The sequence below is a fragment of the Ruegeria sp. YTSA064 genome (assembly GCF_059610325.1).
This window is the reverse complement of record NZ_JBXWNK010000001.1, coordinates 26,580-49,470: the sequence shown is the minus strand read 5'-3', so window position 1 is coordinate 49,470 and position 22,891 is coordinate 26,580. Positions and strand designations below refer to the sequence as shown.

The following is a 22,891-nucleotide window of genomic DNA, read 5'->3' as shown; positions in this document are numbered from 1 at the left end:
TGTCGAACCAACCAATAAACGGGATTTTCTCATGACAGAGGCAAGCACCCGGCGCAGAGCACGAGGTGGCGGTGGCGCCGCCCGCCGGGCCGAGCGCACGGCGGTAAAGATCGAAACCGCAAAATACATCGAACGTAACATTCCCAATTTCGAAGTTCTCAATGAAGAAGCGCTTGAGATCATCGAAACCAACGCGGAAACTGTGCTGGCCGAGATCGGTGTCAATTTTGTTGACAATCCGGCGGCATTGGAACGTTGGCGCGAGGCTGGTGCTGATGTCGATGGTGAACGCGTGCGTCTGCCGCGCGGTCTCGCGCGTGAATTGATCAAATCCGCACCCAGCGAATTTACTCAACATGCGCGCAACCCTGAGAAATCAGTCGTTATAGGCGGACGGAATCTTGTTCTGGCCCCGGTATATGGCCCTCCGTTCGTGCGCGATGCGCAAGGCGGCCGTCGCTATGCGACCATGGACGATTTTAACAAGTTCGTGAAATTGGCCTATATGTCCAAATGGCTGCACCACTCGGGCGGCACCGTGTGTGAGCCGACGGATATTCCGGTGAACAAGCGTCACTTGGACATGTTGATGGCGCATATGACCTTGTCGGACAAACCTTTCATGGGCTCCGTCACCGATCCTTCGCGAGCACAGGATTCGGTTGAAATGTGCGAGATTCTCTTTGGCAAAGAGTTCGTGCAGAACAACACGGTTATGACCTCGCTAACCAACATCAATTCACCGATGACATTTGACGATGTGATGATGGGTTCGCTTGAGGTTTACGCTGCTAACAACCAAGCCTGCATTATCTCGCCCTTCATCGTCGGTGGTGCAATGGCACCGGTATCAGTCGCTGGTACGCTGACGCAGGTTCTGGCAGAAGTTATGGCCGGGGTGGCATATAGCCAGATCATCCGTCCGGGGGCTCCGGCGATTTTTGGGGCTTTCGTTTCATCGATCGACATGAACTCGGGCGCGCCGACTTTTGGTACTCCTGAAGCATCGCACGTGACTTATGGTGCGGGTCAGCTAGCACGTCGTTTAGGGCTGCCATTCCGGTCTGCAGGTTCGTTCTGCGGCTCGAAGCTGCCCGATGCGCAGGCGGCATACGAGACCGCAAATTCACTGAATATGGGTCTGATGTCAGGCGTGAACTTTATGCTTCACTCCTGCGGCTGGCTTGAAGGCGGTTTGGTGGCAGACTTCGAAAAGTTCGTCATGGATGCTGACCAGTTGGGTGTTTTGCATGGTCTGGCCAAAGGCGTCGCATACGACGAAAATGCTCAGGCCATGGATGCGATCCGCGAAGTTGGTCCGGGCGGGCACTACCTTGGGTGCGCCCACACGCAGGCAAACTTCAAGGAAGCGTTTTGGAAAACCGATTTGCTGGATTACAAGCCGTTCGAAACCTGGGAAGAAGAAGGCGCGCGTGACACACGGACGCTAGCATCGGCACGGGTTGAACATCTTTTGGCCAATTATCAGCAGCCACAACTTGATCCTGAAGTTAATGCGGCACTGGACGCATACGTCGCCGAAAAGAAAGCATCCATGCCGGATGCCTTCACCTAATCACTGAAATTGCGCGGCGCGACTGGTTTGATACAGTTGCGCCTCGCCATTCAATGCGATCAGCAAATCCAGATGACGCACCAGAGAATAGGCCGCGTCTTCTTCTATCCGCTGTGCATTCACTTCGCGTTCCAACTCTAGCAGGCGCAGTAACGCAGCGCCCGTTCCTGGAACCGATCCATAACCCAGAAGACGTTGCAGATGACGGTCGCGATTATAGTCCTGCGCCCCGATCTTGGCAGCACGGGTCAGCAGTCGCGGGCGGCGGAGTGAAGTAATCAAGGTCATCAGGTCCTGCACGGCAGCTTCCTTTTCGTTCAGTTTCGCTGTCTGAAATGTGACACAACCAGAGCGGGTGTTGCCTTGATGTAGTTCGTCCCGAACTATGGTTTCACCACTGTTTATCTTTTTGAATCAATTCTGCTCTGAGCCGTCTGTGATTAACGAACGAGTAACGAAAGCACCTCTAGTTAGATTTGGTTAACTAAGAATCCGACGGCTAAAACTGTCAGTTTGTTTTGTCGACAAGGGCGAAGAAATATGGAAAACAGCGTGGCTTTCACCGTTCCGGCATGGGTTCCCGAAGGAGCACAACGATATCTTGACCATACAGAATCTGGGCGGTCGATACGGGATATCGCGCGGTCGACTGGATGCCATGCCTCGACCATATTGCGACAGATCCGCAGGGTCGAGATGCGTCGCGATGATCCTTTGGTGGACGCCGCGTTACAATCATTGGCCCAATCGCATTTTTCACCCACGGAATTCAAAAATCCTGCGTTTGCAGTCGTAACATCCGAAGAGAACCGACCAGAAACTCAAAACGCAGAGTTCGAACGAGAAGCGCTGCGTGTTCTGAGACGTTTGTGTGAATCCGGTGCTGTGCTTGCAGTGGCCGAAGACATGGATAAGGCCGTAGTGGTTCGGGACAACGGTGAAGGCGGGACAACCAAAACAGCAGTTGTGGATTGCCGAACAGCGCAGGCGCTGGCGTTAAATGACTGGATATCGTGCGACAATCCCGGTCGGATTTCACGATATCGTATTTCAAGTGCGGGACGCACGGCACTGAGCCACTTGATTGCCGAAGTGGAAAACCGGGCGCGCACTCAGAATGAATTTGGCATGGCCGAATTTCAGACTTCATTCACGCCCGCAAACTCGGGTACATGTACCTCAAATCAACCCAAGGTTCGTTATAACACGGTCGAAAGCCCCCTGATCGCATTGGCGCGGCGACGGGACAAGAGCGGTAAACCTTTCCTTGATGAGACATTGGTCGGCGCGGGTGAGCGTTTGCGTGAGGATTTTGAACTTGCACAGATAGGCCCTCAGATCACGCAGAACTGGGATCGCTTTCTGACCTGTGGAGGGCGCGGAGATTTCGTTTCAGATGCCCATATTGGGCAAGGCCAATCCAGTGCCAGGGACCGTGTAACAAAGGCGCTTTCAGATTTAGGGCCGGGTTTGAGCGACGTTGCCTTGCGTTGTTGCTGCTACCTTGAAGGGTTGGAGTTGGCGGAAAAGCGCATGGGCTGGTCGGCGCGATCGGGCAAGATCGTTCTGCGTATCGCTTTGCAGCGGCTAAAGCGACACTATCAGGATCAGGCCGAGCAAGACCGCATGATCGGCTGATGACCTATTAGGATGGTCTTGAGTAACGGGCTGTAAATGATAGTCAGAGGTTATGAATTTTACCATTCGACAATTGCAGTATTTCCGGGCTGTCGCGGAACAACGAAACTTTGGTCGTGGTGCGCAGGTCTGCAATGTATCGCAGCCTGCGCTGTCCGTTCAGATCAAGGCACTGGAAGACGCGATGGGCGGGCCACTGTTCGAACGGCAGGCGCGGGATATTTTGCTGACCCCACTTGGGCGAGATGTTCTGGAATACACACAGGATGTACTGAATGCGGCAACGCGTTTGGATCAATTCGCGCGTGATCAATCTGGTGGGCACCGTTCCCTATCGATTGGAATAATTCCGACCGTTGCCCCGTACCTTCTGCCGGGGGTGCTGGCTGGGTTGCGCGCGTCAGATGTCTCGTTAAAGGTGCAGATTCGTGAAGCCCGCACTGAGCGACTTCTTTCAATGCTGCGCTCAGGTGAGATTGATGCGGCTATTCTGGCGCTTCCGCTAGGCAGCGAAGCCTTTCACGAAGAACCATTATTCGAAGACCGCTTTTTGCTCGCAGGAAGTCAAGCCCGGCTGGATCGGCTGACAATCAGCCCCGAGGCGTTGCGGCCGGTGGACCTTAAGACGGCTCAGTTGATGCTGCTTGAAGACGGGCATTGCTTGACTGATCAGGCACTTGAAGTTTGCGGGCAGGATCGCACCAGCGGTCAGATAAATATGGGCGCGTCATCGCTTGCGACATTGTCTCGGTTGGTCGCGGAAGGATTCGGTATGACCTTGATGCCAGAACTCGCAGCGCAGGCCGAGACAGATGCGGTGCCTGGTCTGCGGTTGCTCCGGTTTGGCACCCCGCAGCCAGCCAGAACCATCGGTTTGGTGCGTCGCGTTTCGACTGGTGCAGAGGAGTGGTTCAATCGGTTGGCGCGGGTGATCCGTGAGGTTGGGGAAGACGTGGTCTCGGGAACTCGTACCTGAAAAAAAAGGCCCGCCGAAATGGCGAGCCTGGTATCGGTTTGTCTGATCGGATTATGCCAGCGCTGGTTCGCGGGCTTCGTCCAGATGTTTCATCAGATTCTCTGGCGACGACACACCATAAGGGTCTTCGGGGCAGTTATCCATCAGGCCGGGCTCTTCAAACCATGCCTCAACAACACCGTCATTGACGATGGCCGCATAGCGCCACGAGCGCATACCAAAGCCCAGATTGTCCTTATCGACCAACATACCCATCTTGCGGGTGAATTCTCCGGATCCGTCAGGAATGACTTTGACATTTTCCAGACCCTGATCCGCAGCCCATTTGTTCATGACAAAGCTGTCGTTGACGGACATGCAGTAGATTGCGTCGACGCCTTTGGCTGCGAAATCAGCATGACCTTTTTCAAAACCGGGCAACTGATAGGTCGAGCAGGTCGGGGTGAATGCACCAGGCAGCGAGAAAAGGATGACGCGCTTGCCCGCAAAATAATCTGCGGTTGTCTTGTCTTCCCAGCGGAAGGGATTGGGGCCTTCGATTGCCTCGTCGCGGACGCGGGTGTGGAAAGTTACGTCAGGCAGTTTTGCACCGGTTTTCATCATCAAACTCCTGTGATTCACATGTGATTAACGTGAGGGTTAGAACGATTCCAGAGCGGCTTCAACATTAGATATGGTGCACTTGCGATATATCTTATTCGCAGGCCATTTGACTGAAAACAGGTAATAATATGTGGCTGATTTGAGGCTTTTGCTGCAGTCGCGAATGCGGTCTGCATAGCGGCTATGCGCCGCTGGTGTAACCAACAAAGTCAGTTTATGTTAAGCACCAAGCAAATTGACCCAAAGTCAGGAAAGCCAGCCGTGCGTGATCTGAAAATACCCGAACAAAGACACCCCGAAAAAGCGCATCGGCCTGATAATGCAGCGCCGCGCAAACCTGCGTGGATTCGTGTCAAAGCGCCTGGTGGCAAAGGGTATGCTGAAACGCACAAGATCATGCGTGACAACAATCTGGTCACTGTTTGTGAAGAGGCCGGATGCCCGAACGTAGGCGAATGCTGGAGCCAGGGCCACGCCACCATGATGATCATGGGTGAGATTTGTACGCGTGGTTGTACCTTCTGCAATATTGCGACGGGTAAGCCGGATACGCTGGATGCGTTTGAGCCAGGGCGCGTGGCGCACGCGGTGCAAAAGCTGGGCTTGAATCATGTTGTCATCACGTCGGTTGACCGGGATGACCTGCTGGATGGCGGCGCAGATCACTTTGCTCAGACCATCCGCGCGGTGCGACACCGGTCACCCAAGACAACGATCGAGATTCTAACGCCGGATTTCCTGAAAGGTGATCCTTCGGTTCTAGAGGTCGTCGTCGAAGCCAAGCCGGATGTGTTCAACCACAACCTCGAAACAGTACCAGGACTATACCCTGAAGTTCGTCCCGGTGCGCGTTATTTCCATTCATTGCGTTTGCTGCAGCGAGTTAAAGAGATGGATCCGTCGATTTTCACAAAATCCGGCATCATGGTTGGGCTTGGCGAGGACGAGCAACAGGTCCGTCAGGTCATGGATGACATGCGTGCGGCAGATATCGATTTTCTCACAATTGGTCAGTATCTGCAGCCAACGCCCAAGCACCATGGCATTGATCGTTTTGTCACTCCCGAAGAATTCGCGGCCTATGAAAAGGCTGCTTTTGGCAAGGGCTTCCTGATGGTTTCGGCAACCCCATTGACCCGGTCGTCATACCATGCGGGTGATGATTTTGCTCGCTTGCGTGAGGCCCGTCAAAAGAAGTTGAATCAGGTGTGAAACCCGAGCTTCAATCCTGGCTCACTGAAAAACGGCATGAGCTGCATCAGGTCCCGGAGATTTCGGGCGAGGAGCGCGGAACCGCCGCAAGTATTTCCAATCTTCTGCTGGCTTGCGGCCCTGATGCGGTTTTGACCGGGATCGGTGGTCATGGAGTTGCGGCAGTCTATGAAAGCGGCCAACCGGGGCCAACGATAGGTATTCGATGCGAACTGGATGGTTTGCCGATTCAGGAAATATCAAGCGCGCGATACGCGTCGCAACATCCGGGCAAGGGGCATCTGTGTGGGCATGATGGTCACATGGCAATGGTTTTGGGTGTGGCTTTCGTTCTTGGTGATAAGCGCCCAGCAAAAGGGCGCGTCGTTCTGATTTTTCAACCCGCTGAGGAAACTGGGCAGGGCGCTATAGCCTTTCGCGCCGATCACAAGTTCGCCAATATTGCACCGGACTACGTGTATTCTCTGCATAATCTTCCGGGGCTGGAATTGGGAGCGGTCGAGATGTGCTCCGGTCCAGCCAATTGCGCCTCCCGCGGGATGCGGATCGTGCTGACAGGCAAAACCTCGCATGCAGCCGCACCGCAGGATGGGCTTTCACCGGCTGGAGCCTTGGCTGAGCTTATACCTGCATTGGCCGCATTGGGACACGGTGGGGCGTTGGATGCAGATTACGCTCTGACGACCTTAACCCATGCGCGGCTGGGTGAAACCACGTTCGGGGTTGCACCTGGCATGGCCGAGCTTTGGGTTACTCTGCGGACGGTATCAGATACGCGAATGACCGGTTTGATCCGCGAGGCGGAGCAGCTTGTGAGCGCAAGCGCTCAAGCGCATGGGCTGGGTGTCGAAATCAGCTATGACGATGTGTTTGAGGCTTGTGTAAATACGGATGAAGCCGTGCAAATTCTGTCAGAGGCTTGCCAAACACGCGATATACCCTGCAAACTGGTGCCGACGCCACAGCGGTTCTCGGAAGATTTCGGGCAGTTCGGCAAAGGCGCGAAAACTGCGATGTTCTGGCTTGGAGCAGGCCGGGATCATCCGCAACTGCACAACCCAGACTATGATTTCCCGGATGCTCTGATCCCGATCGGGACCGACATATTTCTTGCAGCGATCGAACAAACGCTCAAGGCTTGAGCTTTCTGGGCTGGCTTTCTGCCCATTCGGGCCACCAGCCCATATATTCAACGCCGGCAACCAAAAGACAGACAAGGATTGCGCCGAACACCAGTTTCACCCGCCGTTCCGAGGGCGGATTTCGCCCCCATTGCGACATGCGAAGGAAGTGGCGCAAATTCATCAATCCTGATCTTCGACAAATCGAACCTTGCCAATAAACGGCAAATTGCGATTGCGTTGCGCATAGTCGATCCCATAGCCCACGACAAATTCATCAGGGATTTCGAACCCGATCCAATCCGAGCGGAAATCGACCTCGCGTCGGCTGGGTTTGTCCAGAAGGGCGATGGATTTCAACCGGTGGGGTTTACGGGTGCGGAGCAGCTTGGAGACGTGGTTCAGGGTATGGCCGGTGTCCACGATATCCTCGACTACCAGCACATCACGCCCTTCAATGGCGCCCCGCAAGTCCTTGAGAATGCGTACTTCTCGGCTGCTTTCCATCGAGTCTCCGTAGGACGATGCCTCAAGAAAATCGACCTCAATGGGCAGGTCTAGCTCACGCACTAGATCGGCGATGAAGACGAAACTGCCGCGCAGCAGGCCGACAACAACCAGCTTGTCGGTACCGCCAAACTCGGCTGTGATTTCGCGGCAAAGTTCTTCGATCCGGGCGGCAATTGCCTTGGCCGAGATCATCTCATCTATCACATATGCGCGTTGGCTCATCGCTGCCCCCTTGATCTTTGGCGCGCAACATACGAAATCACGCGCCATTGTCACCAGTTAATCCCGGATATCATGCCAACCCATTCCGAGACCCGCCCACTGCCTTACACCGCTCAGCAGATGTATGATCTGGTCGCGGATGTGGCAAACTACCCTGAGTTTTTGCCCTGGTGCGCCGCGGCCCGGATCCGTCGGACCTATGCCGCGGGCGATAGCAAGGTGATGGAAGCGGATCTGGTTATTTCATTCAAGGTGTTCCGCGAACGCTTTGGCAGCCGGGTTACGTTGTTTGATGCTCATAAACGGATCGATACCGAGTATCTGGACGGTCCGTTCAAATACATGCGTTCCGATTGGGAGTTCGAAGATACGGATGACGGCTGCAACGTCTCGTTCCACGTTGACTTCGAGTTCAAAAATGCGGTTCTGCAAGGGATCATCGGCGTCGTGTTCAACGAGGCTATGCACCGTATCGTGCGCGCATTCGAACAACGTGCTGCCGTCCTCTACGGCTAAGGCTTTACGCGCGTGACGCGCGCGCTAGACTGCGCGCCATGACCGATCTCACATCCGCCCTTGCCGAATTCGCCGCTGGTCCTGTGTCGACCACTTCACAAGCTCGAATCGTGACATCGCTTTCCGCGTTGGATTGGCTCGCCGTAGGGCGGGCGGGTGCGGAAGAGCCTGTTTCCCGCATCATTCGTCAGATGGTTATTGCCGAGAGTGGTGCCGCGCAGGCCCGCTTGTTCGGAGGTGGTTCGGCCCCTTTACGCGCTGCGGCGCTGGTGAATGGTACCGTTTCCCACGCGCTTGATTACGATGACACCCATTTTGCCCATATCGGTCATCCATCGGTTGCTGTATTTCCGGCGGCCCTTGCGCTTGCGGCGTGGGAGGATCGGCCGCTGGTCGATTTGCTCGAAGCAGCGCTTGTTGGGATGGAATTGTCGATCCGCGTTGGACTGTGGTTGGGCCGTGGTCACTATCAGGCAGGCTTTCACCAGACCGCCACGGCGGGCGCGTTTGGGGCTGCGGTAGCTGCGGGGCGCATCATGTCCTTCGATGCCAAGCAGATGCGTGATCTGTTGGGGCTGACCGCAACAAGAGCATCCGGACAGAAATCACAGTTCGGAACCATGGGCAAACCCTATAATGCTGGGCTTGCGGCCTCGAATGGCGTTGAGGCGGCTCAGTTGATCCGCAATGGATTTCAACCCGGTTCTGACGCGTTGGAAGGTCCGTTTGGGTTTGGGGCGACACATCTGGGGGCAGACGATATCAATGCGGCGCTCGATGGGTTGGGTGATGAATGGTTGTTCGAAAACGTAAGCCACAAGTTCCACGCCTGCTGCCACGGCCTGCACGCGGCGCTTGAGGCCGCGCGCGATCTTGACATTGCCGAACCAGAGGTGGCCGAGATCAAGGTTAAAACGCACCCCCGCTGGATGAGCGTTTGCAATCAACTGCAGCCGACTAGCGGGTTGGGTGCGAAGTTTTCTTATCGCACAGTGATCGCAATGCAATCGATGGGGTACGATACGGCACTACCGGGCAGCTATACTGCCAAGATTTGTGCAGACCCGAGGCTTCAATCCCTGCGGGATCGAATTACGGTAGAGGCAGATGAAAGTTTGTCCGAGACCCAAGCCCATCTGTCCCTCTTGCGCCGCGATGGCGCCCGCCGCGAGGCCAGCTATGATCTGCTCGCCGCGATGTCTCTTTCAGACCGCGAAGATCGGGTCAGGGACAAAGCGTCAAAACTGATCGGTGGGGATGAAGCAGATGCGATCTGGTCGATGCTGCGCACCGGTGGGCGCGCAGCGGATTTGGCTGAAAGGCTAACTGATTAAGCGACGCGCCAATGCAGCGGAAAGCCCGGATCGAATACGGTCACGGGGCCGTCGCCGCTCTCGATTTTGGCGGGATAGACGACCTCGTCCCCCTTGGTCAGCGTGATGGTCTCTTCGTTCGCAGGTAAACGATAAAAGGCCGGGCCGTTAAGCGAGGTAAACGCTTCCAGCTTTTCCAACGCATCAGCGCGCTCGAACATTTCAGCCAGCAGTGACATCGTATTGGTTGCAGTGAAACACCCGGCGCAACCACAGGCCATTTCCTTGTTCGAATCCGTATGCGGCGCGCTGTCTGTGCCAAGGAAGAAGCGCGCGTCGCCTGAGGTCGCGGCGGTCAACAGCGCCAGCCGATGCTCTTCGCGTTTGGCGACCGGCAGGCAGTAGTAATGCGGCTTGATGCCGCCGACCAGTATGTGGTTGCGGTTGATGATCAGGTGATGCGTTGTAATCGTCGCACCCAAATCTTTCTCGTTCGCCTTGACGTAATCCACGCCGTTTGACGTCGTGATGTGCTCCATCACCACACGCAACCCAGGTGTTGTTTTGCGAATTGGATCAAGAACGCGGTCGATGAACACGGCCTCACGATCGAAGATATCGATCTCTGCTTCCGTGACTTCGCCGTGAACACACAGCGGTAGACCGATCTCGGCCATCTTCTCCAGCACCGGGCGCACCTTGTCGAAATCGCGAACGCCCGAAGACGAATTGGTCGTTGCACCTGCCGGGTACAGTTTGACCGCCCTGATCAATCCCGTCGCATGCGCCGCTGCGACATCGGTAGGGTCCGTGTCTTCGGTCAGGTAGAGCGTCATCAGTGGCTCAAATGTCATATCATCGGGCAAAGCGGCCAGAATACGCTCTCTGTAAGCGGCCGCATGATCGCCGGTCACAATAGGCGGAACCAGATTTGGCATGATGATGGCACGGGCAAAATGGCGCGCGGTTTCAGGCAGGACGGCTTGCAGCATCGCGCCATCGCGCAGATGCAGATGCCAGTCATCGGGGCGGCGGATCGTCAGGGAATGGGTCATGGCCCCCGGCTAGCACAGCCGCTTGGGTGGCGAAAGACCCTGTTGCCCTTGCCGGTGAGGCAGATCGTCGTAAGTCTCTGACGGATGGTGGTCTTGACCTCTGGTTGTGGTCATGACCTGTTGGGGCGCAGGAAAAAGGGGAACTCATGACACAGCCAAACTCCATCGATGCCGTACAGGACCTTTTGGGCTCTGAGGGCTATGTCTGTGGCCGGGCTTTGGCGACGGTTGTGTTTCTTTCGCTGAAGCTTGGTCGGCCTCTGTTTCTGGAAGGTGAGGCGGGCGTCGGCAAAACCGAAATTGCCAAAGCGTTGGCCGCGGGATTGCGGCGTCGCTTGATCCGGTTGCAGTGTTACGAAGGTCTTGATGCCTCCTCCGCTGTGTATGAATGGAATTTCCCCGCTCAGATGGTGGCGATCCGAACCGCCGAAGCGTCGGGCGGTGCGGATCGGAGCGCGCTACAGACCGAGTTGTTTTCGGACGACTATCTGATCGAACGCCCGTTGCTACAGGCCATGCGACCGGATGAAAACGGGGCGCCTGTGTTGCTAATTGACGAATTGGACCGGACTGACGAACCATTTGAGGCGTTCCTGCTGGAAGCCCTCAGTGACTTTCAGGTAACGATCCCTGAGTTAGGTACTGTCAAAGCGCCTGAACCGCCGATCGTGATCGTCACCTCGAACCGCACGCGAGAGGTGCACGACGCGCTGAAACGCCGTTGCCTCTATCACTGGGTGGATTATCCGGACTTTGATCGAGAGATCGAAATCCTGCACGCCCGAGCGCCTGAAGCGGCTGAGGCGCTGAGCCGCGAGGTTGTCGCCTTTGTTCAGTGCCTTCGCACTGAAGATTTGTTCAAGAAACCGGGGGTGGCCGAGACCATCGATTGGGCTAAATGTCTGCTTGCGCTGGACGTCATCAACCTCAGCCCCGAGGTGATTGGCGATACGTTGGGTGCGATCCTAAAATACCAGGACGACATCCAAAAGCTTCAAGGGTCCGAGGCCAAGCGCATTCTCGATCAGGCCAAGGCCGACCTCGAACCGGCCTGATGCTTCATCCGCTTGCAAATATTTCGGAGGTGTGATGGCCGAACAACTCCCACTCGATATCCCGGACAACCCCAAGCTGGCTCAGAACATCACCCATTTTGCGCGCGCTTTGCGTAAGGCCGGGCTGCCGATTGGAACCGGACGTGTGGTAGACGCGATCCGTGCAGTGCAGGCTGCGGGTTTCACCGAGAAAAGAGATTTCTACTGGACGCTGCATGCCTGTTTCGTGAACCGGCCTGAGCACCGCACGGTTTTTGCGCAGGTCTTCCGCCTTTACTGGCGTGATCCGCGCTATCTCGAGCACATGATGTCGATGATGTTACCGGCCATTCGCGGAGTTCAGGAGGAACGAAAGGCGGATGCAGCGGAAAAACGCGCGGCTGAGGCGCTGTTAGATGGCGTCGAACGCGACTTGCCGGAAACGACGGAGCAGGAAGAAGGAAGTGAGATCGAGATCGACGCGACCCAAACCGCGTCCTCCGAAGAACGCTTGCGCAACCTCGATTTCGAACAGATGAGCACATCCGAGATCGCCCAGGCCAAACGCATGCTGTCGCGCCTGAACCTACCGGTCAAACCCATCGAGTCTCGGCGTGGTCAGGCCAGTCATCTCGGTCACCGCATCGATCGCGCACGCACCCTTAGGTCAGCCATGCGGCAGGGTGGCGAGCTACGCGATATCGCGCGCCTGCAACCAAAACCTCGCTGGCCGAATTTGGTAGCGCTCTGCGACATTTCCGGATCGATGAGCCAGTACAGTCGGATCATCCTGCACTTTCTTCACGCGGTTTCGAATGCCAAAGGCGCAGGTTGGGCCAAAGTGCACGCCTTCACATTTGGCACACGCCTGACCAACATCACCCGCCATCTGCATCAACGTGATGTCGATGCAGCTCTGGCCGCTGCCGGGGCCGAGGCGCAGGACTGGGAAGGCGGAACACGGATCGGAGAATGCCTGCATCAGTTCAACCGCGACTGGTCGCGGCGTGTCATGGGGCAGGGGGCGGTCGTGTTGTTGATCACCGACGGTTTGGAACGGGGCGATCCCGAGATGCTGGAAAAGGAAATCGAGCGTTTGCACCTGTCGTCGCGACGCTTGATCTGGCTGAACCCATTGCTGCGCTGGGGTGGGTTCGCGCCTAAAGCCCAGGGCGTTGCGACAATGCTTCCACATGTCGACAGCTTCCGCGCCGGGCATTCGATTGCGTCGCTGGAAGATCTGGCCGCCGTAATATCTCAGCCTGACGATCAGGGTCAGAAAGCGCGGCTGATGTCCGCGCTTGCCGACTAGATTTTAAGACAGCTGTTCTTCATTGCACTTTCGCGCCATTTCCATGGCTTTGTAAGTGCCGGTCAGATCAACTGTGAAGGCGAACTCTTTTTCCGGGAACACGACCATCACCTTCTTTTTGGCAAGGTCATCTGCGAACTGAGGATCGTCTGACAGAACATACCCGCCTGAATAGCCCTTGGTGATATTCCCTTTCATGCCAGTGGCCTCACCAACATAAATGTTGTCTCCGATGAGGATGGCGACGGCTTCTTTCTCTCCCTTCTTGATATTGGTTTTGGCTTTGGTGAAAACGCCCACATAGCCGACACCGCGATCTTCGGTCAGCCCCATCTGCACGACATTTTCCGAGTCATCCACCGCTTCGATCAGGCAGGATTTCTTGTCTTGATCGATGAAGACTTTCCAGCCTTCAACCTCACCGTACTTCAAAAATGTATCAGCCCATCCGGCGCTGGCAGCCATCATGCCAAGCGCCGTTCCCAGTGTAAGAATACGTTTCAACTGTTTGTCTCCGCTTTGAAATATGCAGGGGTGATTTCGGGAAGTACCCGAAACTGCGTCCAAGCTAGAGTGCAGTCAGATGACAATCAATCTTTTATGAATATGAGTTCAAAACCGGCCTGTTAGCGCCGGAAACTTAGACCTCGGACCGCTTTTCATTGTTGTAAAGCTGACTATGTTGAAGCCGAGCACGGTCGGAGGTCTCAATGGAACGATTCGATAGCAGCCCGGAAACCGCATTGGAATGGTATCGCGCCGGTAAGGGTGCGGCTCTGGCAACTGTAGTCGAGACCTGGGGCAGCGCACCACGCCGTGTCGGTGCGCAGCTCGTTATTGCAGGCGACGGTAGGATCGAAGGTTCGGTTTCAGGCGGCTGCGTAGAGGGCGCAGTGATTGTCGAGGCGTTGGAGGCCATCGAAGAAGGTGAGGCCCGGCTGCTGGAATTTGGGGTCAGCGATGATGACGCATTTGCCGTCGGATTGGCCTGCGGTGGGACGATCAGGGTTCTCGTCGAACCGGTTGGAAAAGTCCTGTCTGAACCGATGCTGGCTGAACTGGTCGCCGCACGGGCGAGGCGTGAACCTTTGGCGTATGAGGTAAACACTGAAACCGGCCACCGAGCATTGCGTCGAAACGCCTATACCGAACGATTGCGCATGGATAGGTCCGGGTTCGAAGAAGATGGTCAAACCTTTGTTGCGGTTCACAATCCTCCTTTGCGATTGATCGTGATTGGAGCTGTGCATATTGCCCAAGCACTTGTGCCGATGGCACGCCTCGCTGGCTACGATCCAGCGATTGTTGATCCACGCGAAGCTTTTGCCTCGGACGTCCGATTTCCCGGAGAGACCATCCTGACAGACTGGCCGGATGAGGCGGTGTCGAAACTGGGGCTGGACACAAGAACGGCGCTTGTTCTGCTGACCCACGATCCCAAGCTAGACGACCCAGCGCTTCAGGCCGCATTGTCAGCCGATGTGTTTTACATCGGAGCACTTGGGTCCAAGCGCACCCACGCCAAGCGTATCGATCGGATGAAACAATCCGGGTTTACAGACGAGCAGATTTCAAGGATTCACGGACCGATCGGGCTGGATATCGGTGCGGCCAGCCCTTCCGAGATCGCTGTGGCCATCCTTGCACAAATGACAGCGGTTCTGCGGGGCAAGGCGTGAAGTTTGGTCCGGTAGCCGTTGCCGACGCCAGCGGCACGATTCTGGCTCATTCCGTCAAGGCAGGTGACCGGAGGTTGCGCAAGGGTATCACGCTGACGCCCCAGCATATCGCTGAATTGCAGCAGGCTGGTCTGACTGAGGTAACGGTCGCCAAGCTTGAGCCCGGCGATTGTCATGAGAATGAGGCGGCGGCAATGCTGTCTGCAGCCCTAGTGTCGGACCCTGCAAAGGCCAACCTGCGCGTGACCGACGCCTTCACAGGGCGGGTCAACTTGCTGGCTGATGGTCCAGGCGTGGCAATCTTGGACGCTGATGCACTGCAAAACTTCAATCGGGTCAATCCGATGATCACGGTCGCAACCGTACCGCAGTACCAACAGATGACGGCAGGCGGCATGGTCGCGACGATCAAAGTCATCTCTTATGCGGTGCAGCAAACCGACGTTCGCCGTGCGGCCGAACAGGCGCAGAACTCCATTCGACTTTCGGTGCCGAAATACAAGAACGCCGGGCTCGTCATCACCGATATTGCCGGCGGGCCTTCGAACGAAAAAGGTATTGCCGCCATTCGTGGCCGGGTTGAGGCATTGGGGATGGACCTGTGCGACGTTAAAGTTGTTCCGCATCGACAGGGTGATTTAGCAGCCTTGCTAAAGTCCGTTCGCGGCGAGATCGTCATGATTCTGACCGGATCGGCCACGTCGGATGAAAATGATGTGGCACCGGCCTCTGTTCGAGAAGCCGGAGGCGCAGTCGACCGATTTGGGATGCCGGTTGATCCAGGAAACCTGTTGTTTCTGGGGTCTTTGGGTGGTCGCCCAATCATCGGTCTGCCTGGATGCGCCCGTTCGCCTGCACTGAACGGGGCGGATTGGGTGCTGTCTCGAGTCGCTTGCGGGATCGAGACGACGGGTGCTGACATCGCAGCGATGGGTGTCGGAGGGCTACTGAAGGAAATCCCTACACGGCCGCAACCTCGCGCTGCCAAACAAAAGTGACGTAACGGCATTTTTGCCGTTTCGATCATACGCTTCATGATTAGTGAGATGAGCAAAGAAGTTGCGGAAAAATCGGGCAAATATTTTTGTTCTCAAACAAAATTTCCCGTGTTTAACTCGGGGCTAAGGAAAAACAATAAATTGGGAGGATCTCATGACACAGGTCTCAATGACCGTGAACGGGAAAGCCGTTAGTGGTGACGTTGAAGGCCGGACGCTGCTGTCCAGCTTTTTGCGTGATCATCTGTCGCTGACCGGAACACATGTCGGATGTGACACAGCACAATGTGGTGCGTGCGTCGTGCATGTGAATGGTGAGGCGGTCAAATCCTGCAATATGCTGGCCTTGGAAGCGGATGGTGCCGATGTGGGTACGATCGAAGGGCAGGCTGCAGAAGATGGTTCGCTGAATGTCATTCAGCAGGCCTTTCAGGATCATCATGGGCTGCAATGCGGGTTTTGTACTCCTGGCATGGTGATGAGCGCTGCGGCACTGCTCAAGGATAATCCGCGCCCGACCGAAGGGGAAATCCGGAAGTACCTTGAAGGCAATCTGTGCCGGTGCACTGGCTATCACAACATCGTTAAGGCGATCATGGCCGCATCCGGCCAGGACGTCTCCAGCATCGCCGCCGAGTAAGGCGGGTAAGAATTTTCTACGAAAATTCTTTTCCAGGGAGGAGAACAAGCAATGCCCAAAGACAGTGGCATCGGAGCCAGTTCCAAGCGGCGTGAAGACGTACGCTTTCTGACCGGAGCAGGCAATTACACCGACGACATCAACGTGCATGGCCAGGCCTATGTGCATTTTCTACGGTCCGACATCGCACATGGCCGGATCACCAATATCGACACATCTGCTGCCGAGGGCATGCCAGGTGTGGTGAAGGTTTTCACCGGCAAGGATTTTGAAGGCGTGGGCGGAATGCCCTGCGGCTGGGAAGTCACCGACCGTCATGGGGCCCCGATGCAGGAACCTCCGCATCCGATTCTGGCGCAAGGCAAGGTGCGCCATGTGGGCGATCCCATTGCCGCTGTTGTTGCCGACAGCCTTGCGCTTGCCCGCGACGCGGCCGAGGCGATTGAGGTGGATATCGAAGAGCTTCCTGCCGTGCTGGATATGAAAGCGGCTGCGCAGGATGGCGCGACGTTGGTTCATGACGATCTCAAGAACAACATTTGTTATGACTGGCATTTGGGCGAAGAAGACAATGACAAGGTCAATGAGGTCTTTGCCAATGCAGCTCACGTCACCACTCTGGACCTGGTCAACAACCGACTGGTCGCAAACCCGATGGAGCCGCGCGTGGCCGTGGCCGAATACAGCCGGGGCACGGATGAGTACACGCTCTACACCACGTCGCAGAACCCGCATGTGATCCGTTTGCTGATGTGCGCGTTTGTTCTGGGCCTACCCGAGCACAAGGTGCGGGTGGTCGCCCCGGATGTGGGCGGTGGCTTTGGAACCAAGATTTTCCACTATGCGGAGGAGGCATTCTGCACCTTCGCTGCCAAGGCCTGCAACCGCCCGGTCAAGTGGACGTCCAGCCGTTCCGAGGCGTTCATGTCGGATGCCCATGGCCGCGACCATGTAACCACGATTGAGCTGGCGCTGGATGCGGAGAACAACTTCACCGGTTTGCGCACCAACACTCATGCCAATCTGGGTGCTTATCTATCGACCTTCTCCAGCTCGGTTCCGACCTGGTTGCACGGCACGCTGATGGCGGGGAACTACAAGACGCCAGTCATTCAGGTGAATGTGCGGGCGATGTTCACCAACACGGTGCCGGTGGATGCCTATCGCGGCGCGGGCCGGCCTGAGGCGACATTCCAGTTGGAGCGGGTCATCGACAAGGCCGCGCGAGAGTTGGGCGTTGATCCGATTGCGCTGCGTCGTCAGAACTTCATTACCCAATTCCCGTATGACACGCCGGTCGCGCTGACCTATGACACCGGGGATTATAACGGGACGATGGACAAGCTCGAGGCCGCGGCCGATCTATCTGGCTTTGCCGCTCGGCGGGCGCAGAGCGAGGCCAATGGCAAGCTTCGCGGTTTAGGTGTCAATTGTTATATCGAGGCCTGCGGTATCGCGCCATCAAACATCGTTGGCATGTTGGGGGCCCGGGCGGGTCTATATGATGCTGCCACGGTGCGGGTAAACGCCACCGGTTCGATCAGCGTTATGGTGGGCGCGCACAGCCACGGGCAGGGGCATGAGACGGCCTTCCCGCAGGTTGTGGCCGACATGATCGGTATCGATGAGTCGATGGTCGAGATTGTACATGGCGATACCTCGAAGATCCCGTTTGGGATGGGCACCTATGGCTCACGCTCGCTGGCGGTTTGCGGTTCGGCCATGGTCAAGGCGACTGAAAAGGTAATCGACAAGGCCAAGAAGATCGCAGCTCACCTGTTGGAAGCGTCAGAGGCCGACATCGAGCTGAAAGACGGTCAGTTCAGCGTCGCGGGCACTGACAAGTCGGTGGCCTGGGGTGATGTGACCCTGACGGCTTATGTACCACACAACTACCCATTGGAGGTTGAACCGGGGCTGGAGGAGACCGCGTTTTATGACCCGGCCAACTTTACCTTCCCGGCCGGCGCCTATGCCTGTGAGGTCGAGGTGGACCCCGAGACCGGTCAGGTCAGCATCGAGAAGTTCACCGCCGCAGATGACTTTGGCAACATCGTGAACCCGATGATCGTGGATGGTCAGGTACATGGTGGTATTGGTCAGGGCATCGGTCAGGCGCTGCTGGAGAACTGCGCCTATGACGAGAACGGTCAACTGCTGAGCGCGTCCTTCATGGACTACGCGATGCCACGCGCGGATGATCTGCCGTTCTATGAAGTCGACCATTCCAGCCAGACGCCGTGTACGCACAACCCGTTGGGTGTGAAGGGCTGTGGCGAGGCCGGAGCAATCGGTTCGCCACCTGCCGTTGTCAACGCGGTTTTGGATGCGCTGAATTCGGGCGGAAAGGCTGTTGATCACATTGACATGCCGATGAGCCCGTCGCGTGTTTGGACGGCGATGCATGGTTGAAAGGTTGGGGTGCGAGGGGCCAACCCCTCGCGCTCCCCGAGATATTTATAGCCAGATGAAGGGCGGATTCGCGCCTTTCGGAAAGGAAGAACGAAATGTACAATTTCGATTTTGAGAAGCCCTCGACCATTGCTGACGCGGTTGCCGCGTTGGCGGGTGAGGATGCGCAGGCGTTGGGGGGTGGTCAGACCCTGATCCCCACGTTGAAGCAACGATTGGCGGCGCCATCAACGCTGGTTTCGGTCAGCGGGATTGCCGAGATGAAGGGCGTCTGTGTCGAGGATGATGGTTCAGTTGCCATTGGTGGTGCCACGACCCACGCAGATGTAGCAGCGGATGCAGCGAGCAGCTATCCGGCGCTGGCGGCCTTGGCTGGTCAGATCGGAGATCCGGCAGTACGTAATCGCGGCACCATTGGTGGCTCTGTCGCCAACAATGATCCGGCGGCCTGTTATCCGGCGGGAGTGCTGGGTTCAGGGGCGACCATTGTCACTAATACACGCCAGATAGCGGCGGATGACTTCTTTCAAGGCATGTTTACGACTGCGCTGGAAGAGGGTGAAATTATCACCTCGGTGCGTTTTCCTGTGCCGCAAGCTGCGAGCTATCAGAAGTTCTTGCAACCAGCGTCCCGTTTTGCATTGGTCGGGGTCTATCTCGCCCGGTTTGCGGATGGCGTGCGGGTTGCTGTAACCGGCGCCAGCGAAGATGGAGTGTTCCGTTGGTCCGAGGCCGAGGAGGCCTTGAACAAAGAGTTCCGTACGGATGCTTTGCTGGGTCTGCACATCAATCCGATGAACATGATCGGGGATTTGCATGGCAGCAAAGAATACCGCGCGCATCTGGTCAGCGTGATGACAAAACGGGCCGTCGAGGCCTGCAGCTAAGCAGGTTCGCAACCAAATCGATAAGCCCCGGTGAAAGCCGGGGCTTTACTTTTTTCTGACCCGAGGCGGCTTAGCCGGTCGCCAATATGCGCCAGTGTCTTCTCGAGCCGTCTGATACCGTTCGACGCGGTCGCGCGCTGCCGACCCTCCTGCAGCAAAAAGGTGACCGATCAGGCATTCGAGTACAGCCATGGCCCCGGAGAAGCTGGAAAAGTGATGTTGAGTACGGGTGCTGACTGGCAGCACGACATCCGGGTCAACACCAGGGGCAATGACTTCGCTATCCGACAATAAGACGATCCGCATCCCGCGTTTACGCGCAAAACGCATGGATTGGATAGTGTCCGAAGAATAGGGGTGAACGGTGATAGCGAACAAGCAGTCCGCTGAATCGGCCTCGAGCAGATCATCGACGGCGGAACCCATGTGCCGGGGGACCAATTGAAATCCGGGGTGTGCCATCCGACCGGCATAGTGAAAATAATAGGCCAAAGCATAGCTGGCTCGGGTTGCTGTGATATAGCAGCGTTTTGCTGACAACATGTGGTCCGTGACCTGCTTTACCAACGAGGGATCAGCCAGACGCAGGGAGCGGGTAACGACATTCAGCTCATTTTGCGCGAACCCTGCTTGAGCCGCGCTAAAGTCATCACCTGAACGCATGCGGCCTAACCAATCTTGGCCCAACCGATCCTCGCGGTCGGTGACAAGGGTCTGCCGAAATGGTTTTCGAAAAGCCAAGAAACTGTCGAAGCCCAGACGGTACGCCAGACGTACGAGGACATTTGAACTTACACCGATTTTCTTAGCCGTAACGCGGACCGGGTCGAGCCCAAAATCCCCGGGATGGTCGATGATGTATTTTGCTGCGGCCTGCATCTGTTGAGGCAGGGATTCGATATCGGCGCGTAGCTGCTCGGTCAGTTGGGCTGGTTTGTTTTGCATGGTTAAAGAAAAACATATGTTATGGATGATGCAAATTGAAAACACTAGGGCTGAATATATTTCGGGATCAGATTAAGCCGTTTGGAAATGTCAGAAGGTGGTTCCGGGATGTTGGTAAGCGAAGCCCTGCCTTACATATTGGTGGCGCCAAATGGAGCACGCAGAGGGCATAGGGATCATCCCGCCTTGCCTGTCACAATGGAAGAAATCGTCGAAACGGCGAAAGCCTGCAGCCTGGCAGGTGCCAATGGATTGCATCTGCATGTCCGTGATCAGGCGGGTCAGCATTCTCTGGATGCAGGTTTGTATCGAGAGACGCTTGCGGAATTGCACCACGCCGTACCGCAGATGGACATCCAGATTACCACAGAGGCTGCCGGAATTTTTGACGTTCAGACCCAGTTCGAATGCTTGAAGAACGTCCACCCGGATTGGGCTTCGATTTCGGTACGCGAGATTGCTAGGTCGCCGGAGCTTGCGCCAAGCGTTTATGCGCTGTGCGCGGAACAGGGGACGCGCGTTCAACACATTCTCTATGACGCTACCGACGTTGAGTTGTTGGTCCGCTGGCAGAAGGATGGAGTTGTTAAACCCCATCAGGTCGAACATCTGTTTGTACTTGGCCGCTACTCGACAACGCAGGAATCGACACCGGAAGATCTGGATGCATTCCCGGCTACGACAGACCCATGGATGGTCTGTGCCTTTGGCGGGCAAGAGCATGCGTGCCTGCAAAAAACTGTACAGTTTGGTGGCGATGTGCGCGTGGGGTTTGAAAACAGTATTGCGGGCTGTGATGGTCAGGCCTGGGCAGACAATGCCGCATCCGTTGCAGCTTTGATTGATCTTTTGAAAAGGACTTCGAAATGAGTCACGTTTTTCCGCGCCACACTAAGTCTGAATTGCCGGTCGCTGCAGGTGGTGAGGGTTGTTATCTGATTGATTCAACCGGTCGCCGCTATCTGGATTGCGGGGATGCAGCGGTTTCGTGTCTTGGTCATTCCAATGAAACTGTGGTCAAAGCGGTGCAGCAGCAGGTAGAGCAGATCGCGTTTGCCCATACCGGCTTCATGACCTCGGAACCGGCTGAGGCGCTTGCTGAATTGTTGATCGAACATGCTCCCGGTGATTTGGACCGCGTGTATTTTGTGTCGGGCGGGTCCGAGGCGACTGAGGCCGCGATCAAGTTGGCACGGCAGTACTATCTGGAAACAGGTCAACCTGAGCGCCGTCATGTCATTGCACGTCGGCAAAGCTATCACGGTAACACACTGGGAGCACTGTCGGCGGGGGGCAACGAATGGCGACGGGCTCAGTTTGCGCCGATGCTAATCGAGATGACCCATATCGCACCCTGTTATGAATACGCTGAAAAGCCTGAGGGCGAGAGCAGCTACGACTACGGGCAGCGTGTGGCTAATGAATTGGAGGCCGAAATATTGCGTCTGGGGCCCAATACGGTGATGGCCTTCATGGCAGAACCCGTGGTCGGCGCGACTTTAGGGGCTGTTCCTGCGGTTGAAGGATATTTCAAACGTATTCGTGAGATTTGTGATCAATATGGTGTTCTGCTGATCCTTGATGAAGTGATGTGTGGCATGGGGCGTACCGGCCATCTGTTTGCTTGTGATCATGATGGCGTGGCACCGGATATTTTGTGTATAGCCAAGGGGTTGGGGGCCGGGTATCAGCCAATCGGGGCGATGCTGTGTTCGGCTCGGATCTACGACGCAATCCAAAACGGATCGGGATTCTTCCAACACGGTCACACCTATATTGGTCACCCGGTTGCAACAGCTGCCGCATTGGCGGTCGTGACGGAACTTACGCAGAACGATCTGCCATTGAGGGCGGCGCTGATGGGCGAGAAACTGCAGTCAGCCCTGACCACTGCGTTTGGTCAGCATCCCCATGTTGGCGATATCCGCGGGCGTGGTTTGTTCCGGGGGATCGAACTTGTGGCAAATCGCGAGACCAAAACGCCGTTTGATCCAGCACTTGGAGTTGCGGGCAAGATCAAGAAGGCGGCGTTTGCGGAAGGATTGATTTGTTATCCGATGTCCGGAACACGCGATGGTCAACATGGGGATCACATCCTTCTGGCGCCTCCATTCATTATAGAAGGCAAGCAGATCGATGAGTTGGTCGCCAAGTTGGATCGCGCGATCTCAAACGTGATCTGACAAATCTGATAGCTGTCTTCTCAAATAGTTCGCGGTACGTTGAAAATCTGCAGAGCGGA

General features: G+C 56.2%; 22 protein-coding genes. 16 read left to right on the top strand and 6 right to left on the bottom strand.

The window, feature by feature from the left end:
* Positions 1–31: 31 nt before the first annotated feature.
* On the top strand, positions 32–1,576 hold the full coding sequence (locus tag AC2FI7_RS00265; RefSeq protein ID WP_010439675.1) for a trimethylamine methyltransferase family protein: 1,545 nt from the start codon (positions 32–34) through the stop codon (positions 1,574–1,576).
* Here the strand turns inward: AC2FI7_RS00265 and AC2FI7_RS00260 are convergent, their stop codons facing one another.
* Positions 1,577–1,864, bottom strand: coding sequence for a DUF6477 family protein (locus AC2FI7_RS00260; RefSeq protein ID WP_183085404.1), 288 nt, complete (start codon positions 1,862–1,864; stop codon positions 1,577–1,579).
* Between the two features lie 252 nt (positions 1,865–2,116).
* Here AC2FI7_RS00260 and AC2FI7_RS00255 point away from each other — a divergent pair, with 252 nt between their 5' ends.
* Positions 2,117–3,214 carry a DUF6456 domain-containing protein gene (locus AC2FI7_RS00255; RefSeq protein ID WP_496815447.1) on the top strand — a complete coding sequence of 366 codons (1,098 nt, stop codon included), beginning with the start codon at positions 2,117–2,119 and terminating at the stop codon, positions 3,212–3,214.
* Positions 3,215–3,266: 52 nt separating this feature from the next.
* Positions 3,267–4,190, top strand: a complete 924-nt coding sequence (locus AC2FI7_RS00250) for a hydrogen peroxide-inducible genes activator (protein WP_010439684.1) — start codon at positions 3,267–3,269, stop codon at positions 4,188–4,190.
* A gap of 51 nt (positions 4,191–4,241) precedes the next feature.
* Here AC2FI7_RS00250 and AC2FI7_RS00245 read toward each other — a convergent pair whose 3' ends face one another.
* A complete protein-coding gene (locus AC2FI7_RS00245; protein WP_010439686.1) occupies positions 4,242–4,790 on the bottom strand; it encodes a peroxiredoxin in 549 nt (182 codons plus the stop codon).
* 264 nt (positions 4,791–5,054) lie between these two features.
* Between AC2FI7_RS00245 and lipA the strand changes: the two genes are divergently transcribed.
* Positions 5,055–6,005, top strand: a complete 951-nt coding sequence (gene lipA / locus AC2FI7_RS00240) for a lipoyl synthase (RefSeq protein ID WP_010439688.1) — start codon at positions 5,055–5,057, stop codon at positions 6,003–6,005.
* Entirely contained in the window at positions 6,002–7,147 is a 1,146-nt protein-coding gene (locus AC2FI7_RS00235; RefSeq protein WP_010439690.1) for an amidohydrolase, read from the top strand. The genes lipA and AC2FI7_RS00235 overlap by 4 nt, the downstream gene beginning before the upstream one ends.
* A 162-nt stretch (positions 7,148–7,309) precedes the next feature.
* On the opposite strand, the gene hpt is transcribed toward AC2FI7_RS00235, so the two are convergent.
* Positions 7,310–7,858, bottom strand: coding sequence for a hypoxanthine phosphoribosyltransferase (hpt, locus tag AC2FI7_RS00230; RefSeq protein WP_010439696.1), 549 nt, complete (start codon positions 7,856–7,858; stop codon positions 7,310–7,312).
* A 72-nt stretch (positions 7,859–7,930) separates the two neighbouring features.
* Between hpt and AC2FI7_RS00225 the strand changes: the two genes are divergently transcribed.
* Complete coding sequence (locus tag AC2FI7_RS00225; protein ID WP_029621781.1) at positions 7,931–8,374, top strand: type II toxin-antitoxin system RatA family toxin; 444 nt, start codon at positions 7,931–7,933, stop codon at positions 8,372–8,374.
* A 38-nt stretch (positions 8,375–8,412) separates the two neighbouring features.
* A complete protein-coding gene (locus tag AC2FI7_RS00220) occupies positions 8,413–9,708 on the top strand; it encodes an MmgE/PrpD family protein (RefSeq protein ID WP_496815442.1) in 1,296 nt (431 codons plus the stop codon).
* On the opposite strand, the gene pyrC is transcribed toward AC2FI7_RS00220, so the two are convergent.
* A complete protein-coding gene (gene pyrC / locus AC2FI7_RS00215) occupies positions 9,705–10,742 on the bottom strand; it encodes a dihydroorotase (RefSeq protein WP_010439703.1) in 1,038 nt (345 codons plus the stop codon). The two genes, AC2FI7_RS00220 and pyrC, sit on opposite strands and share 4 nt — an antisense overlap.
* 146 nt (positions 10,743–10,888) lie before the next feature.
* Between pyrC and AC2FI7_RS00210 the strand changes: the two genes are divergently transcribed.
* Complete coding sequence (locus AC2FI7_RS00210) at positions 10,889–11,797, top strand: AAA family ATPase (RefSeq protein ID WP_010439707.1); 909 nt, start codon at positions 10,889–10,891, stop codon at positions 11,795–11,797.
* Positions 11,798–11,831: 34 nt separating this feature from the next.
* Entirely contained in the window at positions 11,832–13,088 is a 1,257-nt protein-coding gene (locus AC2FI7_RS00205; protein WP_010439709.1) for a vWA domain-containing protein, read from the top strand.
* A gap of 3 nt (positions 13,089–13,091) precedes the next feature.
* Here the strand turns inward: AC2FI7_RS00205 and AC2FI7_RS00200 are convergent, their stop codons facing one another.
* Positions 13,092–13,592, bottom strand: coding sequence for a hypothetical protein (locus AC2FI7_RS00200; protein WP_010439711.1), 501 nt, complete (start codon positions 13,590–13,592; stop codon positions 13,092–13,094).
* 206 nt (positions 13,593–13,798) lie between these two features.
* Here AC2FI7_RS00200 and AC2FI7_RS00195 point away from each other — a divergent pair, with 206 nt between their 5' ends.
* From AC2FI7_RS00195 to AC2FI7_RS00175, 5 genes are all read left to right on the top strand, one after another.
* Entirely contained in the window at positions 13,799–14,767 is a 969-nt protein-coding gene (locus AC2FI7_RS00195; RefSeq protein WP_010439714.1) for an XdhC family protein, read from the top strand.
* Positions 14,764–15,765, top strand: a complete 1,002-nt coding sequence (locus tag AC2FI7_RS00190) for a molybdopterin-binding protein (RefSeq protein ID WP_010439717.1) — start codon at positions 14,764–14,766, stop codon at positions 15,763–15,765. Before AC2FI7_RS00195 ends, AC2FI7_RS00190 begins: the two co-directional genes overlap by 4 nt.
* A gap of 154 nt (positions 15,766–15,919) precedes the next feature.
* Positions 15,920–16,405, top strand: a complete 486-nt coding sequence (locus AC2FI7_RS00185; RefSeq protein WP_010439719.1) for a (2Fe-2S)-binding protein — start codon at positions 15,920–15,922, stop codon at positions 16,403–16,405.
* Between the two features lie 51 nt (positions 16,406–16,456).
* Positions 16,457–18,817 carry a xanthine dehydrogenase family protein molybdopterin-binding subunit gene (locus AC2FI7_RS00180; RefSeq protein ID WP_496815439.1) on the top strand — a complete coding sequence of 787 codons (2,361 nt, stop codon included), beginning with the start codon at positions 16,457–16,459 and terminating at the stop codon, positions 18,815–18,817.
* Between the two features lie 95 nt (positions 18,818–18,912).
* Positions 18,913–19,704 carry an FAD binding domain-containing protein gene (locus AC2FI7_RS00175; protein ID WP_496815437.1) on the top strand — a complete coding sequence of 264 codons (792 nt, stop codon included), beginning with the start codon at positions 18,913–18,915 and terminating at the stop codon, positions 19,702–19,704.
* A gap of 45 nt (positions 19,705–19,749) precedes the next feature.
* Here the strand turns inward: AC2FI7_RS00175 and AC2FI7_RS00170 are convergent, their stop codons facing one another.
* Entirely contained in the window at positions 19,750–20,649 is a 900-nt protein-coding gene (locus AC2FI7_RS00170; protein ID WP_010439723.1) for a MurR/RpiR family transcriptional regulator, read from the bottom strand.
* 108 nt (positions 20,650–20,757) lie between these two features.
* Between AC2FI7_RS00170 and AC2FI7_RS00165 the strand changes: the two genes are divergently transcribed.
* Together AC2FI7_RS00165 and AC2FI7_RS00160 are read left to right on the top strand one after the other, a co-directional pair.
* Positions 20,758–21,519, top strand: coding sequence for a beta-keto acid cleavage family enzyme (locus AC2FI7_RS00165; RefSeq protein WP_037320986.1), 762 nt, complete (start codon positions 20,758–20,760; stop codon positions 21,517–21,519).
* Positions 21,516–22,832, top strand: coding sequence for an aspartate aminotransferase family protein (locus AC2FI7_RS00160; RefSeq protein WP_010439728.1), 1,317 nt, complete (start codon positions 21,516–21,518; stop codon positions 22,830–22,832). Before AC2FI7_RS00165 ends, AC2FI7_RS00160 begins: the two co-directional genes overlap by 4 nt.
* The last annotated feature ends 59 nt before the right edge of the window (positions 22,833–22,891 follow it).